The sequence below is a fragment of the Coprobacter secundus subsp. similis genome, assembly GCF_015097275.1.
Taxonomy (GTDB): domain Bacteria; phylum Bacteroidota; class Bacteroidia; order Bacteroidales; family Coprobacteraceae; genus Coprobacter; species Coprobacter secundus.
Genome location: NZ_AP023322.1, coordinates 437,629 through 461,777 on the forward strand (window position 1 = coordinate 437,629; position 24,149 = coordinate 461,777).

Annotated in this window: 15 protein-coding genes; 12 read left to right on the forward strand and 3 right to left on the reverse strand. The window is 43.2% G+C overall.

Going from position 1 to position 24,149, the window contains the following annotated elements:
- Positions 1–3 precede the first annotated feature (3 nt).
- From Cop2CBH44_RS01595 to Cop2CBH44_RS01620, 6 genes are all read left to right on the forward strand, one after another.
- On the forward strand, positions 4–1,899 hold the full coding sequence (locus Cop2CBH44_RS01595) for a fasciclin domain-containing protein (RefSeq protein WP_200755418.1): 1,896 nt from the start codon (positions 4–6) through the stop codon (positions 1,897–1,899).
- A 33-nt stretch (positions 1,900–1,932) separates the two neighbouring features.
- Positions 1,933–3,465 (forward strand): fasciclin domain-containing protein, encoded by a 1,533-nt coding sequence (locus Cop2CBH44_RS01600; RefSeq protein WP_200755419.1) that lies wholly within the window; start codon positions 1,933–1,935, stop codon positions 3,463–3,465.
- Positions 3,466–3,486: 21 nt separating this feature from the next.
- Entirely contained in the window at positions 3,487–6,681 is a 3,195-nt protein-coding gene (locus Cop2CBH44_RS01605) for a SusC/RagA family TonB-linked outer membrane protein (RefSeq protein WP_055096135.1), read from the forward strand.
- Positions 6,682–6,701: 20 nt separating this feature from the next.
- On the forward strand, positions 6,702–8,399 hold the full coding sequence (locus Cop2CBH44_RS01610) for a RagB/SusD family nutrient uptake outer membrane protein (protein ID WP_021929262.1): 1,698 nt from the start codon (positions 6,702–6,704) through the stop codon (positions 8,397–8,399).
- Positions 8,400–8,603: 204 nt separating this feature from the next.
- Positions 8,604–10,658, forward strand: coding sequence for an FG-GAP-like repeat-containing protein (locus Cop2CBH44_RS01615; protein ID WP_200755420.1), 2,055 nt, complete (start codon positions 8,604–8,606; stop codon positions 10,656–10,658).
- 212 nt (positions 10,659–10,870) lie between these two features.
- Positions 10,871–13,321: a DUF8694 domain-containing protein gene (locus Cop2CBH44_RS01620; protein WP_200755421.1), complete on the forward strand. Its 2,451-nt coding sequence runs from the start codon at positions 10,871–10,873 to the stop codon at positions 13,319–13,321.
- Positions 13,322–13,424: 103 nt separating this feature from the next.
- Here the strand turns inward: Cop2CBH44_RS01620 and Cop2CBH44_RS01625 are convergent, their stop codons facing one another.
- Positions 13,425–14,489, reverse strand: a complete 1,065-nt coding sequence (locus tag Cop2CBH44_RS01625) for a metallophosphoesterase (protein WP_246469162.1) — start codon at positions 14,487–14,489, stop codon at positions 13,425–13,427.
- 474 nt (positions 14,490–14,963) lie between these two features.
- Between Cop2CBH44_RS01625 and Cop2CBH44_RS01630 the strand changes: the two genes are divergently transcribed.
- Positions 14,964–17,075 (forward strand): tetratricopeptide repeat protein, encoded by a 2,112-nt coding sequence (locus Cop2CBH44_RS01630; RefSeq protein WP_044230934.1) that lies wholly within the window; start codon positions 14,964–14,966, stop codon positions 17,073–17,075.
- A 657-nt stretch (positions 17,076–17,732) separates the two neighbouring features.
- Here the strand turns inward: Cop2CBH44_RS01630 and Cop2CBH44_RS01635 are convergent.
- Positions 17,733–18,590: a SecDF P1 head subdomain-containing protein gene (locus tag Cop2CBH44_RS01635; protein ID WP_200755422.1), complete on the reverse strand. Its 858-nt coding sequence runs from the start codon at positions 18,588–18,590 to the stop codon at positions 17,733–17,735.
- A gap of 73 nt (positions 18,591–18,663) precedes the next feature.
- Entirely contained in the window at positions 18,664–18,918 is a 255-nt protein-coding gene (locus Cop2CBH44_RS01640) for a hypothetical protein (RefSeq protein ID WP_154668395.1), read from the reverse strand.
- 462 nt (positions 18,919–19,380) lie between these two features.
- Here Cop2CBH44_RS01640 and thrS point away from each other — a divergent pair, with 462 nt between their 5' ends.
- From thrS to Cop2CBH44_RS01665, 5 genes are all read left to right on the forward strand, one after another.
- Positions 19,381–21,321, forward strand: a complete 1,941-nt coding sequence (gene thrS / locus Cop2CBH44_RS01645) for a threonine--tRNA ligase (RefSeq protein WP_021929314.1) — start codon at positions 19,381–19,383, stop codon at positions 21,319–21,321.
- A gap of 83 nt (positions 21,322–21,404) precedes the next feature.
- Positions 21,405–21,905: a translation initiation factor IF-3 gene (gene infC / locus Cop2CBH44_RS01650; RefSeq protein WP_246469199.1), complete on the forward strand. Its 501-nt coding sequence runs from the start codon at positions 21,405–21,407 to the stop codon at positions 21,903–21,905.
- 57 nt (positions 21,906–21,962) lie between these two features.
- Positions 21,963–22,160 carry a 50S ribosomal protein L35 gene (gene rpmI, locus Cop2CBH44_RS01655; protein ID WP_021929316.1) on the forward strand — a complete coding sequence of 66 codons (198 nt, stop codon included), beginning with the start codon at positions 21,963–21,965 and terminating at the stop codon, positions 22,158–22,160.
- A gap of 112 nt (positions 22,161–22,272) precedes the next feature.
- Complete coding sequence (gene rplT / locus Cop2CBH44_RS01660; RefSeq protein ID WP_021929317.1) at positions 22,273–22,617, forward strand: 50S ribosomal protein L20; 345 nt, start codon at positions 22,273–22,275, stop codon at positions 22,615–22,617.
- A gap of 651 nt (positions 22,618–23,268) precedes the next feature.
- Positions 23,269–23,736, forward strand: coding sequence for a copper resistance protein NlpE (locus Cop2CBH44_RS01665; protein WP_021930777.1), 468 nt, complete (start codon positions 23,269–23,271; stop codon positions 23,734–23,736).
- Positions 23,737–24,149 lie beyond the last annotated feature (413 nt).

The following is a 24,149-nucleotide window of genomic DNA, read 5'->3' on the forward strand; positions in this document are numbered from 1 at the left end:
ACCATGATACGAAAAAAATATATTTCAGCCATACGGGCCCCGAAAGTAATGCGCAAGGTATTTATCTTGTGTGCCATTATTTCAGGAACACTCACTTCTTGCAACAGCGACGACATCGTAGGCGATGCATACTATACCTTTGTAGGAGAGACGGTGGCATCCTTCTGCGATAACAATCCCCAATTCTCTACATTCGCCCGCCTGATACACGACACAGGAAACTATTCGCTGCTTTCAGTCTATGGGCACTTCACTTGTTTTGCCCCGACCGACGACGCATTTTCGGCTTACTTCTCGGAAAACGGTACGACGTATGACGCACTGACCGATGCCAAAAAGCAGGAGATACTGTACAACCACATTATCCGTAGCGACTCATACGAATACACCTACGAAAAGTTTCAGGAAGGAGCCATAAGCACCCCTAACATGCGCGACCGCTTTATTGTTGTATCCTTCAACGTCAATGGCCAGGGACAGCGCGAAATCGTCATCAATAAAAATTCCACCATTACCGACTATAATAATGAATTGCACAATGGAGTACTGCATATTATCGACCGTGTGATAACCATGTCTGAGGAAGACCTCCCCTCTGTCATTCGGAACGATTCGCAAAACCGTTTTACCATCTTCTCGCAAGCGCTGGATGCCACCGGGCTCGGAGACACCATGCAGGAGATATATAACGACGATTACGAATCTCCCTATGCCGGCGGTACGGGTACGATTGATATCGGAGGCTGGACATTCAAAGTGCCCGATAAGGACAAGTTGGGATACACGGTCTTCTGCGAACCCGACGAACTGTTCAAGCGCAACAATATTACCGACCTCAACTCATTGCGCGATTATGCCGCCAATTATTATGGCCGCGAAGACTGGGACGATTACACCAGTTCGAAAAATCCGGTAAACAAATTTATTTCCTACCATATACTCAATCGGCAAATGGCTACCAACTCCTTTATTTATCAGGGAGCAGCCACTACGCCTACACCCGAAGCACAAAACAAACGTTACGAGTATTATGAGACCTTGCTGCAATACCGCTTGATAGAGATTAAGCCCGGTACCGGCGGTTACCAGCTCAATACCTCTACCGCTGACGAGAGCAAATGCGTCACCCTGAATGAGCAGCAAAGCAACATTAGCGGCGTAAACGGCTTTATCCATGTGCTCAACGACATACTCGTATATGACGAAAACTATATGACTTCGGACGTGCTCAATAAGCGCATCCGGTTCGATGCTTATGCTGTGCCCCCGCAGTTGACCAACAATAACATACGTTGGCAATTGGTCGATATGCAGGGCAATGTAGGCTATTCCATTACACCCGATTTTTGCGGAGATTATCTTACGTTCAACGATGCTTCTAATATCAAACTATGGGCATCGGAAAGCTGGACCAATCATCAGGCCGACGAAATGATATTCACCGGATGGTACGACTTTACATTGCGGCTGTTGCCCGTACCGCCGGGTTCCTATGAAATCCGTTTGGGATATCGTGCCGAAAGCTGGAGGGGAATCGCACAACTCTTTATCGACGGCGATATACAGGGTATACCTGTAAACCTGAGGACAATCGGTACCGACCCCGGAGTAGGGTGGGTGGCCGATTCGGAAACAGCCGATAACGGTAGCGAAAATGATAAGGCGATGCGCAACAGAGGATACATGAAAGCCCCCGCCTCTGTATATTCCTTGAACGGGCCCAAGACATTGCGCGACGATTCCTACTCCCTGCGTATCGTCATCGGGACGTTCTCTTTCCAGGAATATGCACCCCACTATTTCAGGGTAAAAAATGTGGAGACAAACGACCGGGAATTCCATCTCGATTACATCGAATATATCCCTACCAACCTTATCGAAACGGAAGATATTAACTAATACACAGTACATATAACAGAAAACAGATATAATATGAAAAATCGTATATCAAGTATATGGCCGGGAATCGTCTTGTTGTTAGCCGCAATATTCGTTTCCTGCAAAGACGATTGGGATTCGCATTTCGACCGTTCGGAAAACTTGCCCGATGAAAATCTGTGGGAAATAATCCGGAGCGAAGCATCCCTCGCTTCATTTGTGAAAGTCGTGGAAGCGACCGGGTACGACTCTCTGCTGACCTCTACGCAGACATATACCGTTTGGGCCCCGGTAAATGATGCTTTGTCGGGCATAGATATGAACGATAAAGAAGAGCTGCTGCGTATCGTCAACAACCATATAGCCCGGTATAGCAACTCCACCGCCATGCCGGTCGATGAAAGTGTCGTTATGCTGAACGGCAAGAGGCTGATGTATGCCAGCGACGGCACACTCACTTTTGGGAGCGCGACCCTGTTGCAAAAAGACCGTTTGGCATCGAACGGGATACTTCACACCGTCTCGGAAGTTATACCTTATTCCTATAATCTCTACGAATACGCACAGACACATTCGGACTATTCCGAACTGTACGATTTCATTTCCTCTTTCAATGAAAAAGTCGTATCGGAAGAGTTGAGCACATCACTCGAAATCGTCTACATAGACTATAACCCCTTGTTGGAGTCAATCTACGGTATAGGATATGTACAAGATGAAGACTCTACTTATACCATGCTCTTGCCCGACAACGGAGCCTGGGACAAAGCTTACGAACAGATAGCCCCTTACTTCAAAGCCCCTACCCATAACGGGCAGGAGTATGCCGACTCGCTGCAAAAAGTACAGGCCTCGCTGGCCATTGTCAACAGCCTTGTATACCGTAAACTTGTCGAAGAACCTTTTGCACAGTACGATTCTCTCGTGTCTACCACCGGTACGGTTACCCACAATGTACCTTCCCTTTTTGCCGGAACAACCTTTATCAAAGGCTCCAATGGAAACATATATACGACATCGGCGCTTAATTATGAGCCGCTCGACACATGGAATCCCGAAATCGTTATCGAGTGCGAAGACGAAGACGGTCGTACGGTCAACGGCTCATCTACGGCATTCGTCCGTACTGTTTCCGTGGGCGACAACTTTACTGATGTCAGCAACAACAGCTATCTGGAAGTGACCGGTTCGGACCAAGCATCCGTTTCATTCCAGATTCCCAATATACTCTCGGGCAAATATGAAGTCTATGTAGACTTCGTTCCCCCGATAGTGGACGGAGAAGAATTTGAAACAGAAAGAGCCCAAGTCGAATTTGAACTGGAGTATATGAATACCAACGGCCGTACCAAAACTTCCGACGGAAAGAGAGCCACCGTTACCGGAACGGAAAAAGTCCGGGCAACGGCCTTTACCGGTGTCACCATGCCAGTAGCCAACTACTATGACAATCTGTGGTGGTCCGAGACCTCACATACAGCCGCCGATGCCAAAGTAACCACGACCCTCACAGTATATGCGGAGAAGACTTCGAAAAACGTGGCGAAATTCCGTATCGATAAAATCAGATTTGTTCCGGTAAACTAAAAAAGATAGGAGTCAAAAACAATGAAGAAGCAGAAAATCAAAAATAATCATATAACATATATCTCTATGTGGAAATCAATTGCTTTTGCGACATGTCTGGCATGGTATTCCCTATCTGGGGTAGCAGTCAATCTTCCCGCTCAGGATTCTGTTCCCGAATTCCGGAAAAATACTGAAAATACCTTTACCGTTACCGGACGAGTCGTCAACAATGCCACAGGACAAGGTTTTGCCGGGGTGCGCGTCAGTGCGGTAAATACCCGTATCACAGCCATGTCCGACGAAAAAGGTGAGTTCAGAATCGACCTGCCCGACGGCAGAGTGACACTTTCGGTAGAAGCACCCGGATTCCATGACCAGATTGTACCTGTCAAAGGACGCCATAATATAGAAATACGCATCCTCGAAGATAACGGTAAAGCATTTTATGACGAGACCGTTTTTTTGCCCAACGGGGCCAATTCCGTAACCCGTTTCTCGACAGGAATTACGGCCATAAACGAAGACATCACAGCCAGGCTCAACGGGCAGCTCCGCGTACTCTCCCAGTCGGGTATTCCCGGGAGCGGCAGCACGATTTTTTCGCGAGGACTCAACTCGTTGAATGCCTCTGCACAGCCCCTGTTCATTGTCGATGGCATTATCTGGCAGATGCAGGAAAATGCTTATTCGGCAGTCGACGGTTTTACCAATAATCCCTTGGCTCTGATAGAACCCAATGATATAGAAAAAATTACTGTATTGAAAGACGCGACAGCCATCTATGGAAGTAAAGGAGCCAATGGAGTAGTCATTATCGATACCAAGCGAAGCCGCGATATGGCCACCGAAATAGAAGCTTTTATAAATATGGGATATCGCACGCCCTTCAAGACCATTCCCGTAATGGATGCAAAGGCATTCAGGCTGTATGCCTCCGACATGATACGGGGTATGGATGTAGATGCCGACCGCTTGCAGTTCCTCGACGATGATCCTACCCGTACATATTACAAGAGCAGCCACAACCAGACAGACTGGTTCGACCAAATCAAAAAAGGTGCTTTCTCGCAGAACTATGGAGTCAATGTACGCGGAGGAGATAACATAGCCTTGTACAGTTTTTCGATGGGATACACCAAGAACGACGGAAATCTGGACAATACCGGTTTCAACCGGCTCAATGTCCGTTTCAATTCGGACATCAACCTGGCGAAAAATTTCAAAGTAGCCTTGGATATAGCCTTTGCGCAGACCGTAAACCATCAGGTAACATCAGGACTGGATGAGGTGAGTTCGCCCCTGTATCTTTCCCTGATAAAATCGCCCCTCTATCATCCCTACCAGTACGACACCGACGGCAATCTGACTGCCCGGTTGAGCGATACCGATGAGTTGAACATAGGCAATCCGTTGGCGATACTCAACAATACGGCCAACATAAAGAAATATCGCTTCAATGCCAACGCCAGGCCCACTTACCGGTTGATGGACAAACTTGAGCTGAGCCTCCTCTTCGGATACTCCTGGGACAAAGAAAAAGAAAGAGCATTTATTCCCGATAAAGGCGTGTCGGACGTACCCCTATACAATGACTTGGGCGAGGTATATGCCACAGCGTTGAATCAAGTGCGCAATTTACAAGGAAAAGAAGTTTCCGCCACAATCGACTTTCGGGCTACATACGACATATTGAAAGATGCCGTAAACAAGTTGCAAGTATTTGCGGGGTACCGGTTCTACAATGACATATACGACTATACTTTCGGCAAAGGATACAATACCGGGTCAGACTATCTCTCGGGACTCGAAAACGCCTCCTCGTCCTTGCGTTATATGAGCGGGCAGAATCTGCACCAGCGTACCATATCCTGGTATCTGAACGGAGATTATGCCCTCTATAACCGCTACATATTCAATGTCTCGGCAGCTATGGAATCATCATCCCGTTTCGGGCGCAAGGCCGACGCCTTGAAAATCGGAGGGGTACCCTGGGGACTCTTCCCCTCCGTCTCTGCCGCATGGATAATATCATCGGAATCATTTATGAAAAATGTAGATTTCATCAACTTCCTGAAACTGCGGCTGAACTATACTCTTTCAGGCAATGACAATATTATCGACTACGCCCGCAATTCATATTTCCAGTCCACTCATTTTTTCGGAAATGCCTACGGGCTTACCTTGGCCAATATCGGAAATGAGAAACTGAAGTGGGAGAGCACCTCCATGGCAAAAGTCGGGTTAGACTTCTGCATGTTCGACAACCGTTGGTCAGTAAATGCCGATTTTTACACCTCCAGAACCCAAGACCTGCTCACCCGTAAACAATTGGACGACGTAGCCGGAGTGAAATATTTCTGGAGCAATGACGGAGAGCTCGAAAACAAAGGATTCGAAATAACAACCAACCTTCGTATCATAGACCGCAAAGATTGGAAACTCGACTTTGGAGCCATGATTGGGAAATATAAAAATAAAGTAACCTCCTTGGCAAACGGCTCGTATACCACCTCTATCGCAGGAGGAGAAATATTGACGGCAGTAGGACAGCCCGCCGGAGTATTCTACGGATACAAGACAAAAGGAGTGTTCAAGGACGTAGCCCAAGCAAAAGAAGCCGGGCTTTCCGTGAAATCCAATACCGGTGAACTAATCCCCTTTGAAGCTGGAGATATGCACTTCGAAGATGTAAACGGAGACCACATTATCGACAGCAAAGACCGTCAGATAATCGGTGACCCTAATCCCGATTTTTATGGTAATTTCAATTTCAACTTCTCCTATAAAGGCCTTACGATAGGAGCCCTGTTTACCTATTCTTACGGAAACGACGCTTACAATGCCTTGCGTGCAAATCTGGAATCCGGAAGCAGCCTGATAAACCAGTCTACAGCAATGCAGAACCGCTGGGTTGTAAACGGGCAAGAAACAGATATCCCGAAAGCTACCTATGGCGATCCCATGGGAAATGCCCGGTTCTCGGACAGATGGATAGAAGACGCCTCTTATCTGCGTTTCAAATCCTTGTCCGTATCTTACAAAATCCCTGTAAGAACCACATTTATACAAGGACTGTCCGTCTGGGCTTCGGTAAACAACGTATGCACCCTGACCAAATATCTGGGTAGTGACCCCGAGTTCTCATATAGTTCGTCGGTACTCTATCAAGGTATAGATGCCGGTATGATACCTCTGTCCCGCTCGTTCAATTTAGGAGTGAAAATCAATTTGTAAACACATAAATAAAAGTAATTATGAAAATAAGGACAAATAACATACGAGCTTTCATATATATATTTCTGGTATCCTTGTTGGCAATATCTTCCACCTCATGTGAAGATATGCTCGATACAGAATCCACCGACTATGCCTTTGACAGGGAAGGAAATCTTAAAAACCCCAACGATTCCTTGTACTCGGTAATGGGCATACTCTCCCAATTACAAAAAATAGGAGAGAGGTACGTACTTTTAGGAGAACTGCGGGGCGATTTGATGGCACTGACAGACAAAGCCTCCGTATCGTTGAAAGAAATATCTCAGCTGCAATTTACAGCCGACAACGAATACGCTGACAAAGTAGACTATTACAGCATCATAAACAACTGTAATTATGCAATAGCCCGTATGGATACTACCTTGACAAACTATCAGGACAAGATTATGTTGCCCGAGTTTGCCGCAATCAAGACGATCCGGGCATGGACATACTTGCAGATAGCCCAGATATTCGGAACGGCATATTACTATACCGAACCCATTTTAAATCTCGAAACATCCATGCAGCAATATCCGGCATTAAATATGGAGCAGTTGATAGACAAGCTGATACCCGATTTATTACCCTATATTGATGTCCGCCCCCTCGATTACGGAAGCATCGATGGCTGGAATTCAAGATGCTTTTTTATCCCGGTCAGGATGCTTTTGGGGGACATGTACCTCTATCAGAACAACTATACACAAGCCGCTGTCATGTATCATGACCTGATGGAAAAACAATACTACACGCTGAACAAGATTTACTGCACCTTCTGGGACGACCGCAATCGTTCCTCCGCCACGACAGGACATACTTCGACCTACATCGGGGAAATAATGTCTATGATAGCTTATAGTACCGATGCTCGTGACTATCATACCTCGCTTTTCCGTCTCTCGTACAATGCCCGGCCGGTATTGGTTCCTGAAGAATCATTTGTCGAGAAAATGAACGCATCCATGTATTTCTTCTCAGACATAAACAAAGGCTCTACCAAGATAGATGCTTACTTGAGCGGAGACTTGCGGGGCGTAGCCAAATCTCCCAGTGTATCGAGTCCGGGCAGTTTCGGCCCTCTGGTTTTTGGAACTACCGGTGTGAAAAATATCATTGTGAAATACAGCCGGGCCATTACCTCCTCGGAGTCGGGTTGGGATCCTGAGAATGAAGAAGTGGGTATGCTCTATTACCCGATAGCCATACCCATATACCGCATACCCCATCTTTACCTGAGATATGCCGAAGCCGTAAACCGCGCAGGAAAACCCTCCCTTGCATTCGCCGTACTCAAACACGGGCTCAGGCAAGAAGTCGTAGACTCGGCAACTATTGTGAATCCGGCCGAAGTAGCAGCAAAAGAAACATACATACAATTCAACAGCACGTTCGACTCGAATATCCCTACAGCTATGCGCGGACGCGGACAGGGCGTAAATCTGGATAAGACCGAATATGTAATTCCCGCACTTCCTACCCGCGAAGACTCTATACTGTTTGTCGAAGACTGTATTCTCGACGAACTGGCAGCCGAGACATCATTCGAAGGAAACCGGTTCTTTGACCTCTTGCGCATATCGCACCATCGCAGCAACCATCCCGAACTGATGGCAGATAAAGTATCTGTGCGCTTCCCCGACCCGGCAGCGGCCAAAGCCCGGCTGATGACCATAGACAACTGGTACATGAAATAATCGAAACTGTCCGGGAAATGACAAAAATGTCGTTTCCCGGACTTACAAAAGTACAATTGCGACATTTGCACCAGTATTTGACGTATTCGTATTATTGAGAATGCGACAACTCGTCTAATTTTGCTTATGTGAATTCGCAAAAACTTTTCAAAAAAGACAACAAACAAATTATAGGATTTTTTTAACTTAAAAACACTGACAAACATGAAAAACTTTACACCGAAAGCCCTTATTTTAGCATCGGCATTATTAGCGGGTGCAGAGGCCTCGGCACAAACCGTTCCGGGCTTTGCCAAAGCAGAATGGAGCTCAAGTCTATACCAGCTCGACCGTCCCGGTTATTGTCTGGGAGATTATAATAACGACGGGTTTATGGATTTTTACAATTGCGGGCTTTCCAATACAGGATTTGTCCCCAAGGAAGACGGTTCGGGCAATCAGGACGGATACTGGCCTTACGGATTCTTGTATAAGAATATAAACAATGAATCGTTCGAAAAGCCGTCGACCGACAGAGACGAGCAGTACATTATGCTCTCGGGAGTACCCAGTGCCGTATATTCGGAGGCCTCTTTTGTAGACTTCAACAACGATGGTTATCTCGACCTCTTTATTGTACGGCCTTACGAAAGCGACTATGGATGGATGCCTTCGGCTGCCTTCTATAACCCCGAAGAAAATCGTAAAGCCACGGAAGTATATATCAATTTAGGACCTGACGGAGATTATAAGTTCAAGAGAATGGAAGGTCTTGACTTGCCTGTTCCTTGTGGAGACGAGAGTTGCAAGCAAAAAGTAAATGAAGGCCAAAAAGGGTCTGTAGCTTTTGGTGACTACGACAAGGACGGGTACATAGACATACTCATGACAGGTATGGAAGACGGACACAAGCGCTTTGTCTACCTGTATAAAAATCTGGCAGGGCAAGGATTTGAGAAACAGTTGGTGGCCAACATGAAAGAGGGCGACACCTATGATTTGGGACTGTATGTTATGGATGAGTTAGGATTGCCTACCGAGGTACCCAGCAAACAATTCAAGCCCATGTCGCATGGCTCGGTAGCTTTTGCCGACCTTGACAACGACGGCTGGCTCGATATTATTTGCACCGGTTATTCCGATGACAGAGGAATCGAATTCCGTACTTACCGCAACTTGCAGAACGGAGAATTTCAGGATGTAACCGAAGACTATGCCAAATCCAATATATACCGGATATATGAAAATCAATTGAAACTGGTCGACATCAACAAAGACGGTTATCTGGATATTATCAATTTGGGTACACCCAATGCCGATGACAGGGGAGAAGCAGGAGGACGCAAGCTGGCCTCTATACTGATAAACAATGGAGCAGAAGCCCCCTTCACGTTTACCGAGAAATTAGAATCCGAGACAGGTTTGGCTCCCGTATCGGCAGCACAAGTCTTTATGGCCGATTTTAACGGAGACGGATATGCCGATTTGCTCTATCGCGGTTGGAACAATGATTGTGGTTGGAACACATTCTTGGCAACTTACAAAAGGTCTCAAAGCCAATTTGTTATAGATGACGAATTCTCTCATCAAGGTACAGGTGACATTACGACCGGTGCCGGTTTCGATTTCGGAAACTTTGCAGTAGGTGATTTCAATGGAGACGGACAGTTCGATATGATAGAAGGAGGATACCCTGACCACACCAATGTTTGGCTGAACGAGAGGGGAGAAGACGTGTCTGAAGCCCCGGTTGCACCTACCGACTTGGCAACAAGCGTAAGCAATGGGGTATTGACAATCACTTGGAACGACGACAACAACGAAGAATATCTGACATATTACAATATACATATCACCGATGCCGACGGAAAGCTGGTTGCATTCACGACTTCGGCATTGGATAACGGAAAACTGACCTCATATCCCGAGTTTGCGACATTGGTACGTTCACGCTCATACTCTATGGCATTACCTAAAGGTGAATATACCGTAAAAGTATCGGCCGTAAACCATACCTATCAATCCAGCGAATTTGCCACTGTCAATGCTACTGTTTCAGATGAAGTGGGCGTTGAAAAAACAGTAGCCGGAAACATCGTTGTAAAAGCCTTGGAAAATGGAATATTGGTAAGCAGTACGGATGAAATGGAAGTAGACGTATATACCATAGGAGGACAGTCCGTTGCAACCGGAGTCACCAATCAGTTGTTGCCCGTGAATGCAAACGGTATCTATCTGGTAAAAGTGGCTGGAAAAACGTATAAGGTCGTAAAACTTTAAAAATAGGCATTAACCCATATATGTGTGGAATTGACTGTTTGATAAGTTTTTTACAATAATGAGAATCGATTCAGACAGTTTTTAAGGTTGCCCGACCGATTTGCTATTCGGTCGGGCAATTTACTTTAGTTACGCGCCTTTGCTGGGAAAAGCAGGTGGGGGGGACGAAAGCGCAAAATGAGAAACGAAAGCCATAAAAACAAAGAAAAAAAATGAACAGGAAAAAACTTTTTTTACTATTATTAAGCTGTAGCTTGGGAATATCGTCCTATGCAGGCGACATCGAATTTTCCGGTGGCGATTGGAAAATGATACTGAAAGAAGATACGAAAAAGATAGATATCGCCTGCAATGATGCAACAGTACTCACCGGCACATACGCATCGGTCAAGTACAACAAAGCGTCCGGAACAGAAGAGACAACGCTGAATACCGATGACTGTACCGGTGTAGAGCTTGTACGGTCAGACCTTTCGGACAATTTCGGTTCAGGCGAGAAAGTCTCTCTGGACTATTCCTTCTCAGGAAACACACATCTGATACAAGACTTTTATTTTTATGACAACTATCCCTATTTCTTGGTGCGCGTTACAATCAAGGATACAGAAGCCGTATCCAGTAACCAGCTCATACCCTTGATGAGCCAGTCGTCCTCGACATTCCTCGCCAAAGACGACAGCAACCGTATATTATATGTACCTTGGGACAATGACGGATTTTCCCGTTACGCAGCAAGAAAGTTCGGAGGAGAGACTGCCACATCGCACGAGGCCACAGCCATCTATTCTGCCCAGTCGCGCAAGGGCTTGATAGCCGGTTCGGTAGAACACGACACATGGAAAAGCGCTATTGTCGTACATGCTTTGGCAACCGGAACAGTCGATTACTTCAAATGCTTGTCGGGATATACCAATCAGTCTACCACGCGCGATGCCCTTCCGCATGGAAAAGTGACAGGAACGGAAGTCCGCTCGGCACTTTTTATGATAGGACTCTATGATGATTGGCGAAAGGGAATGGATGCTTTTGCCCATGCCAATACATTGGTTGCCCCGCCGGCCCCGTGGGAAGGAGGTGACCCTTTCGGTTGGAGTAGTTGGGGAGCTATGCAGACACGAATCAATTATCAAGGATGTATGGACGTAGCCGATTTTCTCTCGCAAGATGTCTTCAAAAACGCCGGATTCGTGGACGAAAAAGGACGTACCATACTCAGCCTTGACGCATGGTACAATGACAATATGAATAATGAAGAACTGAGCTCTCTAGCCACACATTGCAAAGAAAAAAACGGGCTTATCGGAGCCTATGCCGGTTTTCTATGCCGTTGGGACTGGGAAAATCGGGAAAGTCCGCTGTACCCCAATTGCCCCTATAAAGTAAAAGACATATTGCTGAAAGTCAACGGTGAAGAATACAAAAATCCGGCAAACGGAGCTTTATGTGTAGACCCCACCCATCCGGGGACGATAGCCGCCATGAAATATTCGATTATCAACTATGCCAAATTAGGGTTCAATTACATCAAGATTGATTTTATGGACTGCGGTATCTGTGAGGGAGACAGTTACTATGTACAAGACATTACTACCGGAGTGCAAGCCTATAACTACTTTATGAAACAAATGTACGAATACATCCAGCAAAAGATGCCGGGAGCCTATACCGTACTGGCGATGTCTCCGATGTTCCCTTACCAGTACACCACAGGCCGTCGCACCACTTGTGACGCATGGGGGAGCGTACCCAATGCCCAGTATGTGCTCAATGCTACCTCTTATGGCTGGTGGACAGACAAGTTGTACACCGTCAATGACCCCGACCATTTGGTGATGATTGGAGTAGATTACGATAGTAACCAAAATGTAAAATCGGTAGTAGAGTTCTCAGAAGGAACCAATCGCATACGCCTGACTTCGGGAGCCATTACAGGAGCCTATATGGTAGGTGATAACTTCAGCGACAATTGTAAAGACGGTAATGGGACTGTCGTGGGAAATCCCGGACTATCGAGAGAAAGAGCATTGAAACTCTTGACGAATACGGACATCAATGAAATGGTAAGACTCTGTGGTGCCTTTTATCCCATAAACGGACATGAAGGGACGACAGCCAGCGTGTTGGGAGCAGATTATGTATATGCCGACAAGTATGCTGAAGACGGTTCCGAGAAGCTGTTCATGTATGAGACATCCGCCTCGGTATACGTAGCCGTATTTGCATACAAAGACGCCCAGAACGCAACCATCGATTTCGCCCGTATAGGAGTACACCCCGACAATGTATCGGAAATAAAAGAATTATGGGAAGGCAAAACCGTCTCCTTCACAAGCACGGGATTTACCTATGATGTCCCCAAACAAGACGTAAGAGTCTATCGCATATCTAAAAAAAAAGTAGACGTGTCGATTGAAGAAACAACGGTCGGGACAGATGCGCTTGCCATTGCTCGGATAGGAAACAAAGTACATATCTCCTCGGAAACGGAAATAGACACCGTTGCATTGTATTCCTTGTCAGGAGGAATATTATCAGTAGATAAAGTATCGGATTGCGAAGTGGAAATAGACACGGCTTCCTATACATCGGGCGTCTATATCGTTAGAGTCGTTTTGAAGAACGGGGAGATAATCGCTAAAAAACTGGTGAGCATAGGTGTGTGATTAGGTATATAGATGTTAGGCCCTTTAATGATAGGAGGACATCCGAATATATCCCGATGTCCTCCTTGTCTCTATATATAGTATATTCGTAATCGCAATATAATTATTCGAAAGTAATATCGAATTGGTCGTAAGGAGCATTTCTCCAGGCCTTGTCGGATGTCAACTTGGAAAGAGCAAACAGGGGAGAAAAGGTACGTACCTTAATTGTCTTTCCGTCCGGAAGAAATTCTAGGATACGGAGCCATCCATCTCCTCCATTGCCACACCACTCACCGTCTGCGGTCTGGGCGTTGAACATCATCTGTGCGACATTTTTACCGGCAATATTCTTATCCGTGCGGAAACTGACCTGATTTTCATAGTCGACAATGGCACAAGCATGTCCGCATATCACCATTCCGATATTTGGGGAAGGATAAACCAGTTTTTCCCATATAGCTTTCCCATAATTGGCCGGAGCTATTTTATATTTCTCTTTTTCGCGTCGTTTGGCATTAGCAGTAAGATATGAATGTGTGAGCAAAATCACTTTATGATTTTTGTACCTCTCATCATTGGCAATAGACTTTGCCCATACAATAGCTTCATCACGAGGAGCAAACTCGATGGAAATGACTAAAAGTTTTCCCCAAGTATCCGTATCCAGCTCATAAGCCGCATTCTCCAACGTAGGAATACTGTCTGCGTTTAGCCCGACAGAGACTAAAGATTTTCTCCAGCAACTGTTTCTCTCGACAGGAAAATAATCGTGGAAGTAACTACGTCGGCACTCAGCCGAAACATAGCCATAATCATGGTTACCGGTACAAAGCACATACGGAAGTTTATTGTCAAGACGGCGGAATGCCCTTGATGCGGCTTCCCATTGTTCGGTACTTGTCTGGTTTCCGTTTATCCCGTTAGGAATAAGACAGTCGTTTTGCTCTACAAGATCACCGGTACAAAGTGCACTCTTAATCTGCAGGTTATCGATGTTATTAGCTATCCAGGCCGTTTGTAATTCAAACAAAGGCTGGTTGGCATCATATTTATTATAACTTTGAGGATCCGGAAGTACAATGATAGAAAAAGAATTTGGGTCAGACAATTTTGGCCGTACGGGATATACTTGTGCATGCAATGAAGAGATACCGGTAGAAATTGCCGTTATCCATATAAAACACATAAAAATTTTGTTTTTCATCATATATTGTTGTTAAAGGATTATGCCCCTGTTTTTTTATTCGTTGTAGAGTCCGGAGGACAAATATAGCGAAAGGCGAGCGCAGAGGCAAACGAAAAACACAGTTTTTAAAGTTTGCCTCTGCCAAGCCCATCCTATAAATATAAATAAAATTCAGGAGAAGAGCTCTGTGATTGACAAATACTCGATAATTTGTTGGAAAGAGAATGCCTTTATGGAAAGCCAAATAACGGAGATAATCTGCAAATTCCCTTTTTTAAGGAAATCTTATAATACAAAAGAGAATAAAAAAAGAAAACTTTCTCCGGTAAAAAGGAAATAAAATCCCTTTATTACCCCTCTTTTTTCGTTATAAGAAAGAAAAACTTATAAAATATAATTACAGAATGAAACTATATAGCATAAATTCTTTACTTTTGTGCATTCACTATAAGAATCAGGAATTTCAAGGCATTTATGTATAAAAAAATATTTTTGAGTCTGGTACTGCTCATTTTGTCGATTACCGGAGTGTCGGCACAGATAAACACCGATAGAGTGATGAATATCGGACGCAATGCTCTCTATTTTGAAGATTATATACTATCGATACAGTACTTCAATCAAGTAATCAAAGTGAAGCCCTATCTGGCCGACCCCTATTTTTATAGAGCCGTTGCCAAACTCAGCCTCGAAGACTATAAAGGAGCCGAAGAAGACTGTGACAAATGTATAGAACGCAATCCCTTTATCATAGGAGCCTATCAGGTAAGAGGCATAGCCCGCCAAAACCTGGGAAACTATCAAGGTGCCATCGATGACTATAACGAAGGCTTGAAATATGCCCCCGAAGACCGTACTTTCTTGGGAAATAAGGCGATTGCAGAAGTCCAGTTAAAGAAGTATGACGATGCCGAAGCCAGCTTTGCCGAGCTGATAAAGAAGCATCCCTCATATTACAACGCCTATTTGAGCCGTTCCCAGTTCTGGCTGGAAAAAAAGGACACACTGAAGGCATTGGCCGATATGGATAAGGCGATAGAGCTCGATAAGCACCTCTCGTATGCCTATGCACAGAGGGCGATTATAAAATTCCAGTACGGAAAAGACTATCAGAGTGCACTGGACGACATGAATCAGGCACTGAAACTCGACCCCAATATGACATCCTACTATCTCAATCGCGGTATCATACGTTACTATATGGACGACTTGAGAGGAACAATGGACGATTACGACCGCGTAATAGAACTCGACGCCAATAACCTGATGGCACATTACAACCGCGGATTGCTGAGGATGCAAGTCGGAGAGCGTAACAAAGCGATAGAAGATTTCTCGTTCGTATTGAAGTACGAGCCCGACAACTTCTTTGCCATATATAACAGAGCCATACTCTATGACCAGTTGGGAAATTACAGGGCAGCCATCAGAGATTACGATAAAGTGCTTGCTCACTATCCCGATTTCTCAAGCGGATATTTTGCCCGTTCCGAAGCCAAACGCAAAATAAACGACACCGCAGGAGGTGAAAAAGACTATAAAAAAGCCATTGCCCTGTATGAGCAGCAGAAGAAAACCGGGGTAGGGTTGGGCAAACATAGCGGTGGAGATGACGAAGAAGATACCCAAACGGCCGAAGACAATGACAAGACCCGAAAAGAATCGGACAAGAACATAAACAAATTCGACCGGCTCTTGGTGGCTGACAATACCGATATCAAAAGCAAGTACAAAGACGAAATACGAGGTCGCGTACAAGATAAAAACATAAAGATAGAAATAGAACCCTCCTTTGTCTTCTCTTATTATGAAAAAGAAGACAAGGTACGCTCCAATGTCCGTTATTCCAAAGAACTCGACGAGCTCAACCGTACCGGTATTTTACCAATGAAGCTGTTGATAACCAACTCGGAAGTATCCCTGACAACCGACCAAATCGAAAAACACTTCAATTCGTTGAACGACTATTCCAAACTGATAGAAATAAACCCTCAAAATCCGGTTCCCTATTTCTGTCGCGCCCTCGACTATATGCTTGTACAGGATTTTGCCAGCTCTATCGAAGACCTGAACCGTGTGGTTATGTTGAGTGATAACTTTATGTTCGCCTATTTCAACCGGGCAGCAGTACGGTTTAAGCAAATCGAATATAACATGTCGAGCGAAGCAGCGACGCAGTCCGACCTCTCCATAACCTCGCCTGCCTCCGGATTTTCAGCCCCGAAGCCCTTGCCCGGTATGGAAATGGGGACTTCTATGGCACCCGGAAAACAAAGCAAAGCCCTTTCTATGGAATACGAAATGGTGCTGCGCGACTACGATAAGGTTATCGAGATGTCGCCCACATTCGTATATGCCTACTTCAACCGGGCCAATGTACGCTGTGCACAAAAAGACTTCCGGGCTGCATTGACCGATTACAACGAAGCCATACGCCTCAAACCCGATTTTGCCGATGCCTATTTCAACCGCGGATTAGTTTACGTCTTCTTGGGTGAAACCCAAAAAGGAATAGACGATTTGAGCAAAGCCGGAGAGCTGGGAATTGTGTCCTCCTATAACATTATAAAACGCCTGAGCGATTGAGACCCGGTCTGAATTTACCTCAAGGCAGCGACTTGGAAAATTTCTTTAGAAATTATAAATGTTACTTAACTCATTTTTTTTGAAAATGAGATAGTTATAATGGAATATTCTCCTCTTGAGAGGGGAGGTTGAGATTTTTTTTTCTTCTTGGTAATGAAATGTTTAATAATATTTCCCCTCTCGAGAGGGGATTAAGGGGTGTGTTACGATGAGTCGCGTGGCTTGAGATGAAATATTGTAAGATGCAGATTATAGAAGACGAGCTTAGTACATCGAGGAGGTATCAGTCAATCATTAGAGGGAGTTTTTGATTTTAGGAATCTGTGTTTGGGCGTCACACACCCCCGCCCCTCTCTAGAGGGGAGATTTAGATGCTATTTTTATTTGATAATTAGTAGTTTAGTGTATTGGAATTCCCCTCTCGAGAGGGGATTAAGGGGTGTGTTACGATGAGTCGCGCGGCTTGAGATGAAATATTGTAAGATGCAGATTATAGAAGACGAGCTTAGTACATCAAGGAGGTATCAGTCAATCATTAGGGAGAGTTTCCATAATTATCTGCGAATTAAATGATATATTGAAATTCTGATAATAGGGAGTAATAAAGCCATAAAGATACTACAAAAAAAATATCTATGCCTTTAGTTCATATAGGGTTCATTTTGCTTCATAATTTAAAAGACTATTCAAATACTTTTCATCTATAATCCCTACACGATATTTAGTGCCAGCCTTTAGATGTTTTTCTACAAATTTATTAGTTTCCTCAATATCTTTCATTTTTCTTTGAAACAACTCTTCTGATATGTTTATATCCTTACCACAAGTTAAATTGCAAAAAATACGCCCTTTATCGTCTTGAGTACAATGTTTATAAAAACGATAAGTAGCAGCAACCATTTGATTTTCCAAATTCTTTTGTTCTTCTGTCGAAACAGAAGAATGTGATGTCTGATTTGCATATACATCTGGAATTATTTCAATAAAGTCATTATCATTCACATATTCTTTGATAGTCTTAACCTTTACTTTTTGAACTATACTATCATTTGGGGGAGATACAATACTTATTTCTGTAGCACTTTTAGTTTCACTGATATGCCTGTTCTTATTTGTATTCTCAATAATCTGTTTGTATAGTTGGGGTAATTTTTTGTCAAATGGAGATGTTATTACGAAAGCACCACTCTCAATCTTGGCGTTTACTTGAGGTGTAGTTATTATAGAATCATTGAAAACAAATGCAATTTGTTTACCGATAGCTTTTTCTGTTTCAGAAGCCCATTTCTTGATTTTATGTTGGCTTATTTGTCCGAAAATAACATATTGCCCTAAATTACTTGTATCTAACCTTAAAGTAGCAAAATCATTGACAGCCAAAATAGGCTCTATTGATAGGCTATCTTTGTCTATTACATGATACCAGCCGTTTTCTCTATGTACATGTTGGGATATTGCAATCATAGAAAAGCACAGAGAGAAGGATAGCAGAATAAATGGGACTTTATTTTTCATAAGTTATAGTTCTGTATTGATTTTTATTTCCCCTATTATCTTGAGTAATCATCAAAAAAAGCCTTTATCGTTTTCATATATCAAAGGTATTTTCTGTCTCTATTGTACTCTCCGTTACCAATATAGACCCGTTTTTAACACCCTCTGTTATGGGCCTGTCAAAATATTGAAGGGTAATAACGTAACCTTTCAGCGTGTCATCTTCGTTGTAAGTTTGCGTGGCTTTTACTCTACCGTTACTAAATATGAAAATCTTATCTGACAACCTCATGCAATAGGGGCGCAGACGTGGTTTCAAGACAGGCAAGGTGCATACCCTGTCGCTCATTTTTCTTCCCGGACGGAAGAAACATTCAAATTCGCTCTCGTTTTCCGACAAGAATCGAATGGAATATATCGTTCAGCTTCCGGCTGCCTTTACCAATCTCAATTTAGCTTTACTCGTATTCTCTATTTCTTTTCAGTACAAAGGTACAATTAATATTTCATTTATAAGTAAAATAAGATGTCTTCTTATGCTAATATAACAGCGAAATAAAGATTTCCAACAGAGGGAAAGAAAAAACAACCACCCTCTGTAACCGAAAAAAGCAGACCGGAAAAAGGAGCAAAAAGTTCCGTTGTATAATCTTTTTTATTAGAAAATTTAGACAAGCTTTAAAATAATTACTACATTTGTAGCCTTGTAAAAGGAAAACTATAATATTTTTAACAGCAACGGGAAACAATCCCCTTATTTGATTTGTTTCTTTGTTGCTAAACAAGGAAATTATATAAGGAGACTAAAGTTATGATTAAAATAACCTTTCCCGACCAGTCGGTAAAAGAATTTGCAGCCGGAACCACTCCGATGCAGATAGCCGAAAGTATCAGTCCTCGTTTAGCTCAGGAAGTATTGGCTGCTACTGTCGATGGAAACGAATGGGATCTGTCGCGTCCTATCGAAAAAGACGCGGCGATAAAGCTGTTTAAATGGGACGATGCCGAAGGAAAACATGCCTTTTGGCATTCATCGGCGCACCTCTTGGCAGAAGCCTTGCAGGAACTCTATCCCGGAATAAAGTTTGGTATCGGTCCGGCAATAGAAAACGGATTTTATTATGACGTAGATCCCGGTGAAACACCTATTAAAGAAGGCGATTTCGCTGCCATAGAAGCCAAGATGATGGAGCTGGCTGCCAAAAAAGAAGAAATAGTACGGAAAGAAATATCCAAAGCCGATGCCTTGAAGATGTTCGGAGACCGTAAAGAAGAATACAAAGTAGAGCTTATCAGTGAACTTGAAGACGGCACCATAACCACCTATACACAAGGCAGCTTTACCGACCTTTGTCGTGGACCGCACTTGCCCAACACCTCTGCTATCAAAGCCGTAAAGATAACCTCTCTGGCCGGAGCCTATTGGAGAGGCGATGAGAAGCGTCATCAGTTGACACGTGTATACGGTATTACCTTCCCCAAGAAAAAAATGCTTGACGAATATCTGGCATTGTTGGAAGAAGCCAAGAAAAGAGACCATCGTAAAATAGGAAAAGAAATGGAGCTGTTTATGTTCTCCGAAACTGTAGGCAAAGGTTTGCCTATGTGGTTGCCTAAGGGGACGGCTCTCCGTTTGCGTCTCGAAGATTTCTTGAAAAAAATACAGCGCCGTTTTGGATACCAGCAAGTAATGACTCCGCATATCGGAAACAAACTGCTGTATGTCACTTCAGGACACTATGCCAAATATGGAAAAGACTCTTTCCAGCCCATACATACACCGGAAGAAGACGAAGAGTATTTGCTCAAACCCATGAATTGTCCCCATCACTGCGAGATATACAAGTGGCAACCCCGGTCATATAAAGACCTGCCTTTGAGATTTGCAGAGTTCGGTACGGTGTATCGTTACGAGCAAAGCGGTGAGTTGCACGGTCTCACACGTGTGCGTAGTTTTACGCAGGACGATGCGCATATCTTCTGTCGTCCCGACCAGGTAAAAGACGAGTTTTTGAAAGTAATGGATATCATATTCATTATTTTCAAAGCACTGGACTTTAAAAATTTTGAAGCGCAAATATCTTTGCGTGACCCCAATAATAAAGAGAAGTATATCGGTTCGGATGAGAACTGGGAAAAAGCAGAACAGGCGATTGTAGAAGCTTGTAAAGAAAAAGGCCTGAATGCCCGAGTAGAATTGGGAGAGGCAGCTTTCTACGGACCTAAACTCGACTTCATGGTGAAAGATGCTATCGGACGCCGTTGGCAGTTGGGTACGATACAAGTAGACTATAACTTGCCAGAGCGGTTTGAACTCGAATATACGGGTAGCGACAACCAGAAACATCGCCCGGTGATGATACACCGTGCCCCCTTTGGTTCTATGGAACGCTTCGTTGCCGTATTGATAGAACATACTGCTGGAAAATTTCCTTTGTGGCTCACACCCGAGCAGGTGGTAATCATGCCTATCAGCGAAAAATACAACGATTATGCCGAGAAAGTTGCACAAGAACTCGAGATGAGAGACATTCGTACGACAATCGACAACCGGAACGAGAAAATCGGACGTAAAATTCGTGATAATGAGCTCAAGAGAATCCCTTATTTGCTGATTGTCGGTGAAAAGGAAGCAGAAAATAATGAAGTTTCGGTAAGAAAACAGGGCGAAGGTGATAAAGGTTCGATGAAAATTACTACCTTTGCCGAGATTTTGACCGAAGAGGTAGAAAAAATGATAAACCAATGGTAATTTGAATGGAGAAAAAAAACACATTTAGTGGAAACGATGTAAAAAAGAATGCACCCGTAAAAAAAGGAGAAGGGGTGAAAGACATGTATCGTATCAATGAACGGATTAGAGCAAAAGAAGTCCGTTTGGTCGGTGAAAACGTAGAGCAGGGAATATATTCGATTCAGGAAGCTATACGTATTGCTGACGAACAAGGATTAGACCTTGTTGAAATTTCACCAAATGCGGCACCTCCAGTTTGCCGGATTACCGATTATCAGAAATTTCTGTACCAACAAAAGAAAAGATTAAAAGAACAGAAAGCGAAATCGACTAAAGTTGTAGTAAAGGAAATCCGTTTCGGACCTCAGACCGATGACCATGATTACAACTTTAAACTGAAACACGCCAAAGGCTTCCTCGAAGAAGGAGCGAAGGTGAAAGCCTATGTCTTCTTTAAAGGTCGTTCGATACTGTTCAAGGAACAAGGAGAAGTACTGTTGCTTAGGTTTGCAAATGATCTTGAAGATTATGGTAAAGTAGAGCAATTGCCTGTACTCGAGGGAAAACGCATGATTATCATGCTGTCACCCAAAAAGAAATGAGAAAGATGAGGGAGTGATTCCCTGTTTGAATTAAATACATAATTAAATTTTTGTAAAATGCCAAAACTGAAAACTAATTCCGGTGCCAAAAAGAGGTTCGCCCTTACCGGATCAGGAAAAATTAAAAGAAAACACGCTTTTAAAAGTCACATTCTGACTAAAAAAACGAAAAAGCAAAAACGTAATCTTACGCATTTCACAGTTGTATCGTCTGCTGACGTGAAAAATGTAAAAGAACTTTTGTGCATAAGATAAAATTTATTGCCGAAAATAAACAAAGCGAGTTTTAAAGATTTATTAACCGAATGACTTTAGCTTAAAGATTACCGCTGAGACGGTAACGCTAACATTCAAAACAAAAAGAACTATGCCAAGATCAGTAAATCATGTTGCTTCAAGAGCACGTAGAAAGAAAATTTTAAAATTAACCAGAGGTTATTTCGGTGCAAGAAAAAATGTTTGGACCGTAGCCAAAAATACATGGGAAAAAGGTCTTACCTATGCTTATCGTGACCGTAAGGCTAAAAAACGTAATTTCAGAGCTTTGTGGATACAGCGTATCAATGCTGCCGCTCGTCTCGAAGGAATGTCTTATTCCAAATTGATGGGGGCTCTTCATAAAGCAGGTATCGAAATCAATCGTAAAGTTCTCGCCGATTTGGCTATGAACAATCCTGAAGCTTTCCAAGCTATTGTAAAAAAGGTAAAGTAATAAGAACCTTACAATTAGCGAGATATATGAAAATGGGCTTTTTATCGGATAAAAAGCCCATTTTTTTTCTTGAAAAAACTTGACATTTATTCTTTATTTCTGTATATTTGTAATACGAAAGAAGGAAAAAAGCAAAGAGTCGCATCGCAGTTGATTGGGAAACTCATCAATTGATATGAAATGCCGAGACAAGCTTTCTTCTCCAATGGCGGGCCACGCCTTTAGGTATGCTTTTAGCACGGTGGATTACAAAGGAGGGGGGCACTCAAATCCTGTTATTCGGAGTTTCATCACATCCTTCGGTGCGACTTTTTTTTAAGATATAAAAAAGCCGGTAAGTAATAAACTTATCGGCTTTTTGTTTGTTATAAACGTGGGTACAAGTAAAGCCCGTTTTGGATATGCTGTAAGAGGCTGTCTGGATTTTACACGGGTCGGCTTTGGGAATTTCTTTTGAGACTGTTTTCCGGTTTTTACGAGGATATCAGGCTATTAGACAAGTGAAGACAGCTAAACAGACCGAAAGAAAAAAGGAAAGAAGACTTGAATTAATTATTTTTATGGGAAAATTTGGACAGACTTTAAGACCGATGTCGAGTTATATAATATTGAAACAGGCTTTTTGATATAGAAAATAAAAAAAATTGTAGTATGAAAAAATTGATTTATTTCTTTGCTTTGCTGGGTATCGTCAGTATGGCATCTTGTTCAGGCAAATCTAATAATGCCTCTACGACAGAAGTAGTAATGGTGACAGATTCCTTAGTTCCCGATACGGCGACAATAGCCGTATACGAAGGTATACTACCGGGAGCCGATGTCGCAGGAATACAATATGTATTGGAATTGGGGCAGACCGCCAATGGAGACAGTGTCTACCAGTTGTCTATGACATACCTGGGAGCCAATAAAGGTAAAGATACCACCTTTATACAAGAAGGGCAATGGGGTATTATAAAAAATGGGAAGATAAGCCCTAAATCCTCTTCCATATTCCAGCTGAATGATTCCGCAGGCGTCGTGTTCAATTTCCTCGATATGAATGATAGCATCATTATGTTAGGTCAGGATATGAAATTGCCACAGTCCAAACTGAATTATTCATTAAAGAAAAAATAAACCGTAAGCTATTATATAAAAATAAAGTACCCTATTATACAAGAGAAGGTTGTCTCCCGACAACCTTTTTTCTTGTTCTTAATTAACCTAAACCTTAATTCCATGAAAATCTTAATTCAAATATAGAAATATGTTTTATTTCATGCTATTTTTATCTTAACAAAATGCATCTCATTTAACATGATTTGTTAAATCGGGATTTTGATTAACGATTTTATCCTTTAAAATTAACATTTTACATACTTGTTAGCTTATTTGTTAAAATAAGCACATAATGGAATAGCTAATTGGGGAATAGCGTAGCGAATCAGCTGGAATAGCGTTTGTTACGTTTCCTTTTTCTTTTGGCATGAAGCCATCGGAAGCCATAAATAAATGAAACTACCCAAGAGTTCAATGACCACAGGAACGGA

Excerpts from the sequence above, each read along its gene's own strand:
- rplT (WP_021929317.1), top strand. The coding sequence starts at position 22,273 with ATGCCAAGATCAGTAAATCATGTTGCTTCAAGAGCACGTAGAAAGAAA.
- infC (WP_246469199.1), top strand. The coding sequence starts at position 21,405 with ATGTATCGTATCAATGAACGGATTAGAGCAAAAGAAGTCCGTTTGGTC.
- Cop2CBH44_RS01610 (WP_021929262.1), top strand. The coding sequence starts at position 6,702 with ATGAAAATAAGGACAAATAACATACGAGCTTTCATATATATATTTCTG.
- Cop2CBH44_RS01595 (WP_200755418.1), top strand. The coding sequence starts at position 4 with ATGATACGAAAAAAATATATTTCAGCCATACGGGCCCCGAAAGTAATG.
- Cop2CBH44_RS01620 (WP_200755421.1), top strand. The coding sequence starts at position 10,871 with ATGAACAGGAAAAAACTTTTTTTACTATTATTAAGCTGTAGCTTGGGA.
- rpmI (WP_021929316.1), top strand. The coding sequence starts at position 21,963 with ATGCCAAAACTGAAAACTAATTCCGGTGCCAAAAAGAGGTTCGCCCTT.
- Cop2CBH44_RS01615 (WP_200755420.1), top strand. The coding sequence starts at position 8,604 with ATGAAAAACTTTACACCGAAAGCCCTTATTTTAGCATCGGCATTATTA.
- Cop2CBH44_RS01605 (WP_055096135.1), top strand. The coding sequence starts at position 3,487 with ATGAAGAAGCAGAAAATCAAAAATAATCATATAACATATATCTCTATG.
- Cop2CBH44_RS01665 (WP_021930777.1), top strand. The coding sequence starts at position 23,269 with ATGAAAAAATTGATTTATTTCTTTGCTTTGCTGGGTATCGTCAGTATG.
- Cop2CBH44_RS01600 (WP_200755419.1), top strand. The coding sequence starts at position 1,933 with ATGAAAAATCGTATATCAAGTATATGGCCGGGAATCGTCTTGTTGTTA.
- Cop2CBH44_RS01635 (WP_200755422.1), bottom strand. The coding sequence starts at position 18,590 with ATGAAAAATAAAGTCCCATTTATTCTGCTATCCTTCTCTCTGTGCTTT.
- thrS (WP_021929314.1), top strand. The coding sequence starts at position 19,381 with ATGATTAAAATAACCTTTCCCGACCAGTCGGTAAAAGAATTTGCAGCC.
- Cop2CBH44_RS01630 (WP_044230934.1), top strand. The coding sequence starts at position 14,964 with ATGTATAAAAAAATATTTTTGAGTCTGGTACTGCTCATTTTGTCGATT.
- Cop2CBH44_RS01625 (WP_246469162.1), bottom strand. The coding sequence starts at position 14,489 with ATGTGTTTTATATGGATAACGGCAATTTCTACCGGTATCTCTTCATTG.
- Cop2CBH44_RS01640 (WP_154668395.1), bottom strand. The coding sequence starts at position 18,918 with ATGAGCGACAGGGTATGCACCTTGCCTGTCTTGAAACCACGTCTGCGC.